The sequence below is a fragment of the Chryseobacterium aurantiacum genome, assembly GCF_003020585.1.
Classification (GTDB): domain Bacteria; phylum Bacteroidota; class Bacteroidia; order Flavobacteriales; family Weeksellaceae; genus Chryseobacterium; species Chryseobacterium aurantiacum.
In genome coordinates, this window is the sequence record NZ_PXUE01000001.1 from 261,732 (window position 1) to 275,721 (window position 13,990).

The window sequence follows — 13,990 nt, forward strand, 5'->3', positions numbered from 1 at the left end:
GGGGATTAACCTGATAAATGATAAACTTATTTTCATCCTGTATTTTTTCTTGACAACATATGAAAAGTAGGAGTAGGAGGGAGAGGAGATGGTGATATTTTAGTTGCATAAATAATTTTCTAAATAGATAGATCCTCTTCGGCGGCCCAACTACTAAAGGCAGTATCTGCGCCTCCAATCTCAATTATCCTGTCTTTATGGGTCATTATTCCTAAACCATGTTCATTATCCCAAGAACAGGAAAAGCTAATGCCAATGTAGGGGTAATTATCCTTAATCATAGAGGTGATATAGAAACAGTTCGGAGATAAAAGAGGAGCAAAGCCTATACTATCTTTTAAATCTGGCATAAAATCTACCTTATCTTCTTCGGAATAATCATATATTTTTTGCAGTTCTTTATATTTTTTCAAAAGTTCATTCAGGATATTTTCCAAGATTATTTTCTGGTTTTCCTGTAGATAATCAAGGCCATTTTGCTGCTCTGGAGTTGGTTCTTCTGCATAGTCATCATCTTCATCCAATATTTCGTAGCTCAGTTCTTCGTCCTCTTCATCGAAAAAAGATTGCCAATATTCTAATTGGAGTGGAGGGTAGTCAATGGATTCATATTCACAAATTTCAGTTTGAGATAAGTCTCGGGGATTTTCAAGATGTTTATTAAAAAATTCATAGCAGAAAGGAGCACGGGAAAAAATATAATCAGGATTTTCTGCATAACACAAATTAAAATACTCAAGAGCCTTTTCTTCATTGCCACATTCCAGACAGCATTGACCTGCATAATAATTCCGGATATAAAGGGCATTGTTCTGAGATGCTTTATGGAGATCCGAAATTTCAAGCCATCTCATCATATTGTTGAAATCCTTTTTCCAGATATATTCCTGGATCATTCTGTTAATTATAATATAGGCTGTGTAATTATTATATTTTTCATCATCAGCCTCTTTCCATTTTTCTTCAATAAAATTAATAACTTCTTCTTTAGTCGTTTTGGAAGTTTTCAACATTGATTTTTCTAGAAATACATTGATTTCTTCAATAGTTTTTTCTGCGTTTGGCATGGTGTTTTTTATAACAATAGATTATCTTTCTTTTTATCATATCCCATTATTGCATTTCATTATTCACTATATTATTATGAGATAAAAATGATTGAATACAACCAGTCTACTTTTTTTCATATTTTTTAATCAAATCATAATCATAAGGAATCATGATTGATAAATCTTTTGCTTCCCAGATATCTCCTTCAGAAGGCTGATAAAAATCATAAGAATTAGACAAGAAGTTATCTCCGTCGGGAGCTTCCTGCCAATCTTTTTTATCCCTGTTATACAATAAGATCATACAGCTTACACAGTTGAAGTTTCCCTCTGTATTTGGATTTTCATAACATTTTCCGATTTTTATATCCAATTTTTGATTGATGATCACATCCGTTAATTGACCTTTTGTTAGTCGTATTAAAGCAGCCTGGGCTTCATCATCAGACGGTTTGTTTTTGGCAGGAACTAGGTTTTCAAAGTGTGCATTTTGAATCTTTTTCAATTCCTCTTCCTTGGCACTTGGCGTTAGCATATTAACATCATAAGGATGAAAATCTAGCACAGGTGCTGCTACATCCGTTTGGTTGCTACTCACAGGATTTTCAGCCAGTAATTTTTCATTGGTTTCGTAGTTTTTCCAGTCTTCTTTGCTGTAAGTTGCATATTGCTGAATTTTGTAAAGGAGATTTTCTCTTTCGTTAAGCCATATAAAGTTGCTGGCGATGAGAAATAATACAATGATTCCCAAGGTGATTCCTACGGCTTTAAGTAATTTTTTTACGTTCATAAGGTATTTAGTTTTTTTATTGAAGTTGTAGTCTTATCCAGTTAAGAATAAAAAGTAAAATAAATATTCCGGCAATGTAGAACTCTACTTTATTCACTTTTTGAGATCCAAATTTCCAGACACAAATTCTGTCCAATATAATGATTATTATCACAGGAATCAGCCCGAATAATGCATAAATTCCTGCCAGTCCATCTACCGCAGAAACGCTGTTGAATGCAACGACGGCAAAAATCAATCCGCCAAGAACCGTTAATAGTCCTAAAATAAAAAATAAAGTAAGTTTTTTTGTCATTGTAATGGATGGTGTTTTCCGTCTTTTGTTAGGAAATTAGTTTTTAAAATTAAGGTTTTTGTTCAGCTCCATATCGTATTGCAGCTCCAAGTACCTCAATGTTGATGTCTTTCAAAGCTTTGAATTTGATGCAATATCCGGTCACACTTGCCTTGCCTATTTTTTCTCCAAAATTTTCAGACAGGTAGGTCTTATCATTCATCCCCATAATATAGACAGAAATTCCTGTTGTGTTGGCACTCATTCCAATTTGATAAAACTCCTTGTTTGTTCCGTCAGCATATTGAATGGTATAAACTCCATAGCCTATATTCGGGTTGGAAACTGTTTTGTTTTCACTGTTTTTACCATCCAGAAACCATAGCTTACATGCCGGCATGAGGTCCAGAATAAAGTGATGCAGCTTTTGCATATCTTCACGTTTGGGTTCAGGCTGGCTGTCAATATAGTCTTTGATTTGTTCCTCGGTGCGCATGTTTTGTTAGTTTTAAAGTCTTCTATTTGAAATTTGCAAAAAGAGTTTGAAGACTTGATTTTTGTTGATTAATGATCAAAAGCTGGCTGTTATCATCCAAAAGAATTTTGTACTGAAACTCTTTGTCAGGTGTATATTTCCATTGCTTTAATTCCTTGAACTGGCTTTTAATTAACTTAAGTTTTTCATTATTATTTTTTGATACAATAATAATCTTTGTTAAAGATGTTTTTTTCATTTTTTCAATACTAAGCATAGAAATTTCGGTCTCAGTTTCCTCGCTTGAACGGGCTGGATATATTTGGCGTATCGTATTAAAATCGGTTTTATTCTCAGACAATATATATCTGTAAGTCATGATATGATCAAGCTCACTGATCCACTCAGGAAAACTTTCCTCATAAAGCCTGATGTAGGTATCAATAAAATTCTTATCCATAGGTTTCTTCAGAGCAATATATTCTTTTACCAGTGGATATATTTTTTTTGCCATCAGATCTATGTATTTGCTGTTGTACCACTCATCGGTTTCTGTCTTTCCATTTAGGCTCTCGTAGACATATCCGTTTCCTAAAGCAGTTGCCAATGCCTCATTTAATAATTGGTAGGCGTAATTGCTGTATTTTGATGGATTTTTTTTAAAGTTTTGAGCAATTTCATTTTTCATCTCCAGAGACTGTTCATCATAAAGAATATGATAAGTTTCATGCAGCATAACACTGAACAGGTCTTTGTAATCTCTCAAATTTGTTTGAACAGCACTTATAAAATTGTTGTAAAAGGCCTGCGCTGTAAAGCCTGTTGAATTAGGCAAGGGATAAAGTGCAATTTCAAAAGGGATAGCAGGATCCCAACTTGAATTATAAAAAAGTAAACCTGTCTGAAAATAAGATTCCATATTTTTATCAACAGAATATGCACTCATGGCTTTCAGTTGAGCTTCAAATTTTTCTTTATTCGGAATATAAATGAGCTCATTGTAGACAGGCATGAATATTGAGATAATTTCAGCCAGACTATGTAGGGTTGCATTAGGAAGAATTCCGATGGTGCGAAGTTTAAAATCATTTAAATTTTTGGTCTCAACAAGGTTTTTTTTCAAAATGTCCCTCGACTGCATCGGTATTTTTGAACCATAAGGATATTCTGTAAACGAATAACTGTAATCAATAGGCAGTTTATCAAAGTTGACAATGAGATCCTTATATTTTTGAGTATTATATTTTGATTGACTAAATTCTGTTTTAAAAATATTTTCAGGATAATTATCCGAAAGGTTTTGTATAAAAACAAAAACAGCCAATTGCTCAGAATATTTAATATTGAAATTAATTTTCTGCCCAAAAGCGAAAAAGGACAGTAAAAAAAATAATGCAAAAAATTTCTGTTTCATGGTGTTTGTATAATGAGTATCCAAATGTAAATAATTATCGAGATATTCTACCATGATTGTTTTTTGAATAATAAAAAACCGCTCTGCAAAACAGAACGGTGATGTATGAGTTATTTTTCAGTCATTATCTTATCTTTTTCCTTTTGGTATTCATCTTCAGATAAAACTCCGGAATCTTTAAGATCCTTTATTTTTTTCAGTTTATCATATTTTGTTTCTGAATGAAGAAGTTGGGATTTTTCTTTAGGCAAAAACTCATCGGGAACAATCAACTCACCTGATTTAATTGCATTTTCAAGATCAATTTCATAGTTCATTATTCCGTTTCCAATTTTAGCATAATAGACAAAACCATTTTTTTTGTTTCCTCTTGTCATTATTTTTCTAACCTTAAAAGTCAATCCTGAATTACTTCTTTTAAAAGAGTTGGCCTGATTGGCAAGCCCCTGATATCCCGTTGTTGAAGAATAATTAAACATTGAAGAAGCATTGGTTCGGATAAATTTAAAGTCACCGTCATTCATAGAACCGGTTCCTATTTTTAGATCGAGACCTTCATATACTTTAAAGCCTGTTGAAGTGGTGAGGGTGTCATTTTCAAATTTTGGAGCGATTTGAGAATAAAAGATTCCAGAGATTAAAAGGGAAAAAATTAATAGTACTTGTTTCATTGTTTTATTTTTAATGGTCAAAAATTGAAATCCAAAAGTAAAACAAGTGGCAAGGCAAACCTTACGGGAATCCTTATCAGGAGGGAAATTCTATACTAATTATCTTTGAAGAACAAAAGCCGCTCTGTTTTCAGAACGGCTTTTGTTTTTATGCTTAATACGGTAATGAAAAATATTAATCCAATAAATTATTCTGATGTAAACTGTCAAAAATTATTTTGTCAACCTCAGATATTTTATCCTTGTCTGAATAGGTAAGCCATTTCATTTCTTCAATTTCAGAGCTGGCATTTAATTCCCCAGAATATTCTCCGGAATAGCAGGTCATTTTTACGATGATACCATCCGCATGTCCGTGGGCTTGGGCTTCAAAAGTTCCAATATAATGTAATGTTTTGCTGTCAATTGTGACATTTAATTCTTCCCATATTTCACGAACCAGGGCTTGTTCATCCGTTTCTCCCGCTTCTCTTTTGCCTCCGGGGATGTAATATTTTTCTTTTCCAAAACTTTTTGTGGAGAGAATGGATTTGTCTTTCAATTCTATCCAGGCGAGTTTATCAATGATTGTTTTGTTTTGCATTTTTTTAGCTATAATATTTAATACGTGATTGTTCGGGATTTTGATCATAAATAATCAATCCTTATTTTTAGTAAGCTTGTAGTGTCTGCTTTTTTCATCTTTTTTGATGATATACCCTTTGTTGAGCAGGAGTGTCCAGCCATCACCTTCCACCATTTTTTCATTTATTTTTGTGGGAAAACTTACCGAAATTTTTTTCCAGTTTTTCTCCATTAATGCTCCCTTTTCTACCTCCAGAATTCCCCAGTTGTCAGTTACTCTGATCTGTGGATAAACAGTGCCTTTGTCTTCGATCGGAAGAATATTTCTAGGATCAAAGGAGACGTTCATTTTCTCAAATTGTATATCAAGATGTGGCTGTTCAATCAATTTATTTGTATATGCGGCGATTTGTTTTTTTATTTTTTTTTCTCTCGTTTTTTCTTCCAATACAATATTTCTTCCGTTATATTGGGGAGCAATGCTTTCAACAGATGTTTTCAGGTTTACTGGTATTTCTACTCCAAAATCCTGAATAAAAAAATCTATAAGGTTAGTATTTGCTTTTATTTTTTGATTCCAATATTGATTTTGTAAGCTGAGTAAGTACCCATAAACAGGAGTTGTACTGTAAGCAAATGAGCGGACATATGTAGGGTTTTTAAGAAAACGATTAATGGTATTTAAAAAATGTTCTTTTGCTTGTGTTTCATCTCTTCTACTGATTATAAATCCGGTATATTCTGCAAGACCTTCATTCAATTCCAGTTGGTTTTCAAGGGTTGAAGACTCCGGGTAAAGAGAATTTCTGTATTTCCTGAAGATAAGTGCATGAGTAAGGTGTTTTTTTTGCTCTGCTTTGGAACTGGAAAGAACTGATTTTGTAAGGGCTGCAAGCTCTAAACGAAGATAGACCCTTCCATTTTTTTGATCTAAATGATTACTTTCTTTATTGCTTTGTATAAATCCTAAAGAAGACTGTGCTTTGTGGAAAAGTTCATGAGCCAATAAGTTGATTCTGTCATATTTATTCTCTGGAAGAGGAAGCATAATCATTGCCCAGTTTTTACCATTCCATAAAATAGAGGTGTTGGCAATATTAATGTTTTCCGGAAGTATTCCTGTATAGATATTTCCGTTTTCTTTTAAACTGTTGTGAGAATCTGGTTCATTGCTGTATACTTGTCTGGTTTTAGGTTCTACCAATAGAATTCCACCATACAAGTTTTGATTCCATAATGGAGTCTCTTGCTGTGTTGCTGTTTTAATTTCTTCAAAATAATTAGAAATAGGCTCTAAATTTTGCACTTCCGATTTTTGTGCGGATATAGCGGCAATATGAATGAGAAATATAAAGTTTAAAAATTTTCTTTTCATGAATGCTTAGTTGGGTTAGATCTCTAACAGATAAATTTACGTATTAAATCTTATTGTTGGTCAGATGTGTACGCTCTCTATTTTTTTAAATTTATTTTCAGGTTTAACTTTTTGTCTTTTGTGGTGGTATAGTACAGTGTCAAAGTGCTTCCGAATACTTCCATCCTGTCATACAGCCGTTAAACTGTTTTTCTGAAAGTCAAACGGAACTGTCAACACTTTCTTTTGATCGTAAAGAGATTCAAAAGTCAAGATAAAAATGGAAGTGTCATATAGTCACTAACGGAAAAAATAGAGGTGAAATGCTGGCCAGATTTAACTGAAGGCTAATACAGTAAAATATTTTTTTATCCAGTGGGTTCCGGTTTTAAAATAAAGGTTCCCCATTGAGATCCGTCGTCAGCACTTCAGTCATATAATCAAAAAAAGGACGCATGGCCAGTAAGGTGAGAAGAGCTTCCTTTTGAAAACTGTCAGAGAAAACCTCCTTATCTGTAAATTTTCGCATCACTACGAATTGCTTTTTTCTGATTAAATCTATGGCCGGATGATTTTTATCAAAACCTCGTGGAGCCGTTTTTACAGAATCTCCTTTAAGCTCTCCAAAATATTTCACAAAGGTTTCGTCAGAGGTAATTTTTTCGATTTCTGTGGTATTAAGTTCAAATTCTTTACGGATGCGGAGTAAGTCCTTGGCTTCAGGGCCCCAAAATCCACCTCCTACAAAACTGTTGCCGGGTTCCAGTTGAATATAATAGCCACCTCTCAACATCGGTTTAGATCGAGAATATCCCACTCCAAAATTGGTTTTGTAAGGAGTCTGATCCTTGGAAAAACGAACATCTCTGTAAATTCTGAAAATATGAATTCCTTTTAACTTGTCATATTCCTGAAGCTCAGTAAAGATCTGATTAAAAAGAACTTTGTTTTCTTTTACAATCGAATCATATTCAGACTTATGATTGGAAAACCATTCCCGATTGTTATTTTCTTTTAAATGAGTAAGGAATTCAAATGCTTTTTTCATGTGGGTATAATGATGTTTGATGCTGTAGGTTTGTGGTAGGAATCTGTTTTGATCTTTTATAATTTATGCTTCTTTAATTCCTGTTCATTAAAATGTATGGTGAGATGATCTGTCCAATAATTATTGTTTCCATCTTCATTGATCTCAAATGCTGAAATATATACTTTTTCTTTATCTACATTGATTTCCCAGGTTAAAGGTATTCTAATAGTTTTTTTAATATTTTTTGAAACCAGACTGTTAGTCATTTCCCGATATTGCTGAATTTCAGCTTCATCCCAATAAATAGTAATGGATGATATGTTTTTTAGAATTTTGGACTTCCAATTTTCATTTTCTGTGACATTAATTGTTTTGAAACCCTCTTTTATTTTCAGCTCACCAATTTCTTCAAACCCTATTCCATAGGAGTAAAATTCACTGTCCCATTTTATTTGAAACAATTTCCCATTTTCCATTTTGAAAATGACATTCATATCAACAGAGTGAATATTTTCTGCAAAATTCCAATATTCTAACTCTGTTTCATAATTTATTTCTTCATAAAAAACCTGTTCTATTTTTTGTCCGATAAAATTTGAATGTATTCTTTCGATATAATCTGTTTCTAGTTCCTGAGCAGTCATATTACGGTTATTAATCACCAAATCTACGAATTACAATACTATTTTTGTTGATAAAAAACCGTTTTGTAAGGTAGTTTTATATTGTAAAATAGATTGATGATTGTTGACTGGCTCAAACTTGCCAGGGAATAACTTTATTTTTTCTCTTTTCTTTCAAGAATAAGATGGGCGGCATCCAGCATTTTAGTGAGGTGAATGTAAGGACTCACAATATTTCTTTCCGGCAGGTTATCATATACTCCCATTGAGAAGTAGACGATACCCGACATAAAATAATCAAACTCCTTAATGCTGTATTCCCTAAATGCTTTTTTGAAGACCAGCAGAGGATTTTGATATTCTTTCTCAGAGAGCAAGCCGAGAAGAGATGGAGAAACACTTTCCAAAGGGACATTGATATTTTTCTTCTTTTTTTTCAAATGGATGAGATAGCTTGCCCGTACAAAGGACCGTATAGACTGGTGAAACTGAAAGATAACGGATGGATCCTCATTGATCCAGCTATTTCTCTTTACCGCGTAGTTCATAATGTTGTTGAGTCTTTCCTTAGAGGCTGTAAGGTCATGGAACTGAAAGAAGGTCTCCATTAGCTGCAATCCTGAGCGCTTCCTATTGCCTGCCCAAAAGCTGGCTTCAAAGGTAGCTATTGTTTTCTTCATGGGGTTGTGTTTTTGTAATACGTCTTTTTTCATCATGCTTGGGTGGTTTTGGGTTGGGCACAGCGCATTATGCACCATGAAGATTTCATGATACCAATAAAAGCCGAATTGTCTTGTAATTCTTCTGTGCTAGATACTATTGGTTTTCTGTTAACGATTTTTAGGGGCTGTAAAAGAGGAAGCCCAAAAATGTCGAGCCCCCTGCCCATACGAACCTAAAAATAATATGACATAACTGTGTTTTCCTGAAAAGCCTATGGCCCCAATGGATTGTACACCCCATTGTAACATCTCATGATACTTAATGTGGGAAAGCGGGCTTAGAAAAGATAATTGTAGAAAAGCAGAACAACATGAAAATAAAAACGGCATGGGACTCTACAATATCTGTAATAGAGGTACTGGTATACCGTGAGACAGATAAGGAGAACCCACGCCTAGGTCGTGAGCTTCCTGCTTATCTTCTTGTCTCTTAAAAATTACCAGTTTTCTATTACAAGATTCTAAGCAATAGCTTCTATATTTCGTTGAAGTATCGCAAAATTACTTTAATGAGTAATCTTTTCCAAATATAATAAAAATATCTTATTGTTACCGAATTCGGTAATGATAATTTATGCTAATAATTACAATTTGCACTAAACAGTGCGATTATGAACGAGTTTAAGACTGATGAAATCAAAAAAATGGTATCAGAAAGAATAAAAGAAATAAAAGGAGAAACTCCTTATTCTAAGATTTCTGAAAGGTGTAATGTTACTGCTGCTAGAATTAGTGATGTTGCTAATAACAAGATTGATTGTCAACTCAGTACTTTCATTGAAATTGCGACTGGATTAAGAATACACCCAAAAGAATTATTTGATATTGTTTTTGATTTTGAAGAATATTATTCTGAATTAGATAAATAAAATAATCTCCGAAGTTTGAAAACTTCGGAGATTATTTTTTAATAGATTTATTTTATTGGTTCAAAGTCAGGAGACTTTGCGCAGCGGGGTTTCTATTTGCTAATTTATACAAAAAAGCCAATAAAATTGGCTTTTGCGGATTACGAAACCCAAACTTTCAACTATCACTTAACCCGCCATTTTGCAAAGCCCTTGTTAGCAGCAGTAATATTCTAGTTTAATAATTTAAAATGTTTAGTTTTTTCCTGCCATTTTAAATGTTTCTTTTTATTAAATTCGATAAATATTTCCCATGTAGGTTCTGCAATACAAATATTTTCAAATGCATTATCAAAGGTTAGACTTAGTGGTCCTATGAAAATTTTCCTTTCGTGGATAAGTGTTTTCTTTTTAGTGTAGTAAATATTCAATTTACTTCCTACGTTTTTTTTCATTTCAGCCTTATATCCTTTGTACTCAGCAATGTTAGTAGGGAATTCTCTTCTTACTAGTGAATAGTAATTTACTTTTTTCCCTTTTAATTTATCCAGGAATTTTGAACTATAATCCCTATTAAAACATTCAACTAATTGAATATTTCTAGGAATTTTAAATAGTTCTCCAATAAAATTTATAATCTCATCGTCTGTAGTAAAACTACCAAAATCAGTTGAAATAAAGCTTTTAGTTAGTAATTCTTTACCAATATAATTATAGTTATTTTTTGTAGTGTCTGATAAATTAATTAGGTTCATAAAATCAATTTCGTTGAACTTTAATTTATTTAATGTTAACGGCGTTAAATAATATTCACTGCATTTTGAATAATAATTTTTTGCAGTGTTAAGATAGTCACTTACCTTTAAACTTTTTTCAGATTTTAATCTTTGGAAATCTACTAATTCTTTTATAAAAGCTTGGAGTAAGTCTTTCTTTTTTTCATGAACATTGTTTTCGATATAATCAATAATTTCTCTATTTATTACAAATTCGTTATGCTCATTAAAAACAATATTTATTAAATCTTTTGTAATGATTTTATCATTACAAAAGATTTCTTCGTAAAATTCTAATTCAGGGAGAATATTCATTAAATTAAGTCTTTTGCTAAATTGTAAGATGTATCATAAAAACCATTTGGAAAGATATGGTCTAATAATCCATCTTCCATAATTTTGTGTTCGGTGATTTCAAATTTCTTTTCTCCTCTTTTAAAATAATAAATACGTATATCTTCATTAGAAATTCCAAAAGTTTTATTTTTTACTAAAACTTGAAGTTTTCTAACCATATGTTCACTGTGAGTTTCTATGAAATATGAGTTTTTATTACCAATACTTAATAATGTTTCTATGAAATTAGCTTGTAATTTAGGGTGTAAATGAACTTCTGGTTGCTCAATTAATAGAGTTTGTCCGTTCGTATAATTTTCAGATAATATTGCCTGAAATAGAATTGGAAGTTGTAGTGAAACTCCATACCCTACATCAGTTAAATTTGACCAGAATTCTTTAGTTTTTACATTTATGCTAAGAATTGACATTTCTTCATTTTTTTTAATCTCTATTTTCTCAGCAATTCCAAGTTTCTTAATAACTTTATTTAAAGTGTCAAGTCTATCCTTTGATTCTTGTTTTGTCAAAAAAGGATCTCCTATTATATTTATAAATTTCTCAATGTCAGTTATATTGTAACTTGATTTTCTATCTTCCTGAAAATAGAATCTTTTTGGTGAACTTCCAACTATTGGATTGACATATCTCAGCTTATCAATGTTGATAATCAAAAAGTTTTGATACAGAAGCAAATATGCAATTGTATAAAATAAATAATCTTTATGTTCAGGATGTTGTTCAGTAAGTGTCTTTTTTAGATTTGCGTTAATTATGCTGAAAAAACCTTCTTTATAAAAAGTTACATTTTTTAGTACACCTTTAATCTTTTTAAAATTAAAAACTAGGTCGCATTTCATTTCATTGAAAAAATCTTCATTATCACTTCTTAATTGTGGTATGATTTCTAAGGTTCCTGCTTTTGTATTTGAAAAAATAGTTTTTATATTATTGTGAATAGATAAATTCTTATTAATTGTGAATTCAACAGATGTTTCCTCATTTATGTATTTTTCAACAATTTTTAAAAGAGATTTTCTTTTTTTTTCATCTTCATCAAAGTCAATGTAATATTGATAGTTATCTGTGAAATATTGTGCATATTTTACAGTGTTTGAGAATTTGAATTTTAAGTCCCTATTAGGATCCTTTTGGTAAATCATTTCTTCATAATTTCCTAAATCAATTAAGTTACCTTTCAATTTAAAATTAGATTCTACTTGGGATTTAAGCGTTTGTTTGCAAGCAAGTAAGAATTTTATAAGAGAGCTTTTACCACCACTATTTTCTCCGATTAAAATATTTATTCTTGAGAAATTAAAATCTTGTTCTTGAAAACTTCTAAAATTATTTATATTTATATTAAACATAGTATTTGTTTTATTATTGCTTCTAATTTACGCACTGCACCAATGTAGCTTGCACAATTGAGCTAATGTTATCTTGGCTTTAGCTATTTATTAATAATTAAATTAAAATCTAAATATACTATTTTTCCTTAACGGAAAATTATAATTCAAACAAAAAATCGCCCTATAAAAACAGAGCGGTTATATATTAAATTATCTAAGATATGCGCTGTTAATTAGATAGCGTGGATTTATATTATAGAGAAGTCACGGTTTTAAATCCGCTCTGTCAGATATATATTGGATGTTTTAGTTTTTAAAGCTAATATTAGCTTTTCGAAAAAAAGATTAATTTCAAACAATAAAACTTCGCAAAATCGACTATCTATTTTTATTATATGATGCTCGTTTTCGAATTCTATAGTTTCTATTTCTTTAAGGTGTTTAAAAGCTTCAAACTGTCTTTTGTTAGCTACATTATTCTGATGCTGCAATACATTTCTGGTAGTGTATTTATTACATATTGGAGTATAATATCTCTCTACTTGATTTGATTCTTCTTCAAGAAATCCTTTTAATATTTTCCAATAATAAGGAATATATGATCCTTCTTTTTTTGGGAAGTCAAAATTAAAATATTTCTTCAATTTTTCGCAAATCATTTTCATTTTATTTTCAAAAACACTGAATATAGCACCTATTTGATTTGCAGTTTGAATATTTTCCATTTCCAATAAAATACTCTCCTCAATACCATGTAAATGTCCAATGTATTGCTCAAGTTCATTCTCGTTCATAGACCCATTATCCCGTCGAGTAGATTTTATTTTCATATATAATTCAGCATCTAAAACGGAATAAGCTCTATTTTGTAAATCAATCATTGCTTTTAAAGCATCAATTGACAGACTAATGTCATATTCAATCAAAAATATTTCTGTCCACAAAGCTGGGCTATCTTTAGTAATCCCAAATTTTCTACTGTATTCCATAATTATTAATTTTTAAAATAGATAAAAAAACCGCCCTACAAAAGCAGAGCGGTAATATATTAAATTTGTCTCAACGACACGTTGTTGCATCATTCCTAGCACTCCACCACCCATTGACATAGTTGGTTTAGCGCTCTTTACTTCAGTGATCTACTTCAAGTATGTTTATATATGCTTTATTTTTTTATTTAACTACCGCTCCCACACGAATCTTTTCATGTGGTTTTTAGTATTACCGTGCTCTCCAAACTCTCTCAACTTCGGAGATTTTATTTCAAACAAGAACAATACAATTCATTAAAACCTCACTACAAAGTCTGTAGACCGTTCCAAAGTGCCACTAGGCAATTCCTCAACTATATCAAGGTTCTTTCCAATAGCCCAAACGTAGTTGAGGAACCGCAAATACCCCCTTCCCCAATGGGGTAGAGCCAGTTATAAACGGCCTCGGGACACTTACCAAACGGGCTATAGGCGGTTCCAAAGCACCTCTGGGCACTTACCTAACCCCCTTTACCCCCTTGAGGAAGTGCCTATACCCCCTTACCTAAGGGGGTAGAACCGGTTACATAACGGGCTAGAGATACTTACCCAACGGGCTTCAGGCCGTTATGAAGAGGGGGTCACCCCTTATCATAGTCCCTAGAGGGGGTTATGATAGGGGATGCTTTCCAAAAGACTTCTAGCCAGAGGAACCAATCTTGGAGGAGAAATATGAATTGG

At 32.1% G+C, this 13,990-nt stretch carries 15 protein-coding genes; 1 reads left to right on the forward strand and 14 read right to left on the reverse strand.

Annotated elements, in window-relative coordinates:
- Positions 1-119: 119 nt before the first annotated feature.
- The 11 genes from C7D53_RS21120 to C7D53_RS01265 all read right to left on the reverse strand — a co-directional run bounded on the left by C7D53_RS21120 (position 120) and on the right by C7D53_RS01265 (position 8,924).
- Positions 120-1,067, reverse strand: coding sequence for a DUF6985 domain-containing protein (locus C7D53_RS21120; protein ID WP_228422139.1), 948 nt, complete (start codon positions 1,065-1,067; stop codon positions 120-122).
- 106 nt (positions 1,068-1,173) lie between these two features.
- Positions 1,174-1,839, reverse strand: a complete 666-nt coding sequence (locus C7D53_RS01220) for a hypothetical protein (protein ID WP_106914593.1) — start codon at positions 1,837-1,839, stop codon at positions 1,174-1,176.
- Positions 1,840-1,855: 16 nt separating this feature from the next.
- The gene (locus C7D53_RS01225) at positions 1,856-2,134 is read right to left on the reverse strand and encodes a hypothetical protein (protein WP_106914594.1); all 279 of its coding nucleotides are present in this window, start codon (positions 2,132-2,134) and stop codon (positions 1,856-1,858) included.
- A 49-nt stretch (positions 2,135-2,183) separates the two neighbouring features.
- Entirely contained in the window at positions 2,184-2,609 is a 426-nt protein-coding gene (locus tag C7D53_RS01230) for a DUF1801 domain-containing protein (protein WP_106914595.1), read from the reverse strand.
- Positions 2,610-2,631: 22 nt separating this feature from the next.
- A complete protein-coding gene (locus C7D53_RS01235; RefSeq protein WP_228422141.1) occupies positions 2,632-4,056 on the reverse strand; it encodes a hypothetical protein in 1,425 nt (474 codons plus the stop codon).
- 56 nt (positions 4,057-4,112) lie between these two features.
- Complete coding sequence (locus C7D53_RS01240; RefSeq protein WP_106914596.1) at positions 4,113-4,673, reverse strand: SHOCT domain-containing protein; 561 nt, start codon at positions 4,671-4,673, stop codon at positions 4,113-4,115.
- Positions 4,674-4,848: 175 nt separating this feature from the next.
- Positions 4,849-5,256, reverse strand: coding sequence for an NUDIX hydrolase (locus C7D53_RS01245; protein WP_106915538.1), 408 nt, complete (start codon positions 5,254-5,256; stop codon positions 4,849-4,851).
- A 54-nt stretch (positions 5,257-5,310) separates the two neighbouring features.
- Positions 5,311-6,612 carry a hypothetical protein gene (locus tag C7D53_RS01250; RefSeq protein WP_106914597.1) on the reverse strand — a complete coding sequence of 434 codons (1,302 nt, stop codon included), beginning with the start codon at positions 6,610-6,612 and terminating at the stop codon, positions 5,311-5,313.
- Positions 6,613-6,979: 367 nt separating this feature from the next.
- Positions 6,980-7,639, reverse strand: a complete 660-nt coding sequence (locus C7D53_RS01255; protein ID WP_106914598.1) for a DUF2461 domain-containing protein — start codon at positions 7,637-7,639, stop codon at positions 6,980-6,982.
- A gap of 56 nt (positions 7,640-7,695) precedes the next feature.
- Complete coding sequence (locus C7D53_RS01260; protein ID WP_106914599.1) at positions 7,696-8,265, reverse strand: hypothetical protein; 570 nt, start codon at positions 8,263-8,265, stop codon at positions 7,696-7,698.
- Between the two features lie 134 nt (positions 8,266-8,399).
- Positions 8,400-8,924, reverse strand: a complete 525-nt coding sequence (locus tag C7D53_RS01265) for a hypothetical protein (protein WP_162926049.1) — start codon at positions 8,922-8,924, stop codon at positions 8,400-8,402.
- Positions 8,925-9,577: 653 nt separating this feature from the next.
- Here C7D53_RS01265 and C7D53_RS01270 point away from each other — a divergent pair.
- Complete coding sequence (locus C7D53_RS01270; RefSeq protein ID WP_106914601.1) at positions 9,578-9,835, forward strand: hypothetical protein; 258 nt, start codon at positions 9,578-9,580, stop codon at positions 9,833-9,835.
- Positions 9,836-10,047: 212 nt separating this feature from the next.
- Here C7D53_RS01270 and C7D53_RS01275 read toward each other — a convergent pair whose 3' ends face one another.
- From C7D53_RS01275 to C7D53_RS01285, 3 genes are all read right to left on the reverse strand, one after another.
- Positions 10,048-10,905, reverse strand: coding sequence for a hypothetical protein (locus C7D53_RS01275; protein ID WP_106914602.1), 858 nt, complete (start codon positions 10,903-10,905; stop codon positions 10,048-10,050).
- Positions 10,905-12,296 carry a DUF3696 domain-containing protein gene (locus C7D53_RS01280; protein WP_106914603.1) on the reverse strand — a complete coding sequence of 464 codons (1,392 nt, stop codon included), beginning with the start codon at positions 12,294-12,296 and terminating at the stop codon, positions 10,905-10,907. The genes C7D53_RS01275 and C7D53_RS01280 overlap by 1 nt, the downstream gene beginning before the upstream one ends.
- Before the next feature lie 254 nt (positions 12,297-12,550).
- Positions 12,551-13,267, reverse strand: coding sequence for a hypothetical protein (locus C7D53_RS01285; protein ID WP_106914604.1), 717 nt, complete (start codon positions 13,265-13,267; stop codon positions 12,551-12,553).
- Positions 13,268-13,990 lie beyond the last annotated feature (723 nt).

Coding starts and splice junctions, on each gene's coding strand:
- C7D53_RS21120 (WP_228422139.1), bottom strand. CDS start 1,067: ATGCCAAACGCAGAAAAAACTATTGAAGAAATCAATGTATTTCTAGAA.
- C7D53_RS01220 (WP_106914593.1), bottom strand. CDS start 1,839: ATGAACGTAAAAAAATTACTTAAAGCCGTAGGAATCACCTTGGGAATC.
- C7D53_RS01225 (WP_106914594.1), bottom strand. CDS start 2,134: ATGACAAAAAAACTTACTTTATTTTTTATTTTAGGACTATTAACGGTT.
- C7D53_RS01230 (WP_106914595.1), bottom strand. CDS start 2,609: ATGCGCACCGAGGAACAAATCAAAGACTATATTGACAGCCAGCCTGAA.
- C7D53_RS01235 (WP_228422141.1), bottom strand. CDS start 4,056: ATGGTAGAATATCTCGATAATTATTTACATTTGGATACTCATTATACA.
- C7D53_RS01240 (WP_106914596.1), bottom strand. CDS start 4,673: ATGAAACAAGTACTATTAATTTTTTCCCTTTTAATCTCTGGAATCTTT.
- C7D53_RS01245 (WP_106915538.1), bottom strand. CDS start 5,256: ATGCAAAACAAAACAATCATTGATAAACTCGCCTGGATAGAATTGAAA.
- C7D53_RS01250 (WP_106914597.1), bottom strand. CDS start 6,612: ATGAAAAGAAAATTTTTAAACTTTATATTTCTCATTCATATTGCCGCT.
- C7D53_RS01255 (WP_106914598.1), bottom strand. CDS start 7,639: ATGAAAAAAGCATTTGAATTCCTTACTCATTTAAAAGAAAATAACAAT.
- C7D53_RS01260 (WP_106914599.1), bottom strand. CDS start 8,265: ATGACTGCTCAGGAACTAGAAACAGATTATATCGAAAGAATACATTCA.
- C7D53_RS01265 (WP_162926049.1), bottom strand. CDS start 8,924: ATGAAGAAAACAATAGCTACCTTTGAAGCCAGCTTTTGGGCAGGCAAT.
- C7D53_RS01270 (WP_106914601.1), top strand. CDS start 9,578: ATGAACGAGTTTAAGACTGATGAAATCAAAAAAATGGTATCAGAAAGA.
- C7D53_RS01275 (WP_106914602.1), bottom strand. CDS start 10,905: ATGAATATTCTCCCTGAATTAGAATTTTACGAAGAAATCTTTTGTAAT.
- C7D53_RS01280 (WP_106914603.1), bottom strand. CDS start 12,296: ATGTTTAATATAAATATAAATAATTTTAGAAGTTTTCAAGAACAAGAT.
- C7D53_RS01285 (WP_106914604.1), bottom strand. CDS start 13,267: ATGGAATACAGTAGAAAATTTGGGATTACTAAAGATAGCCCAGCTTTG.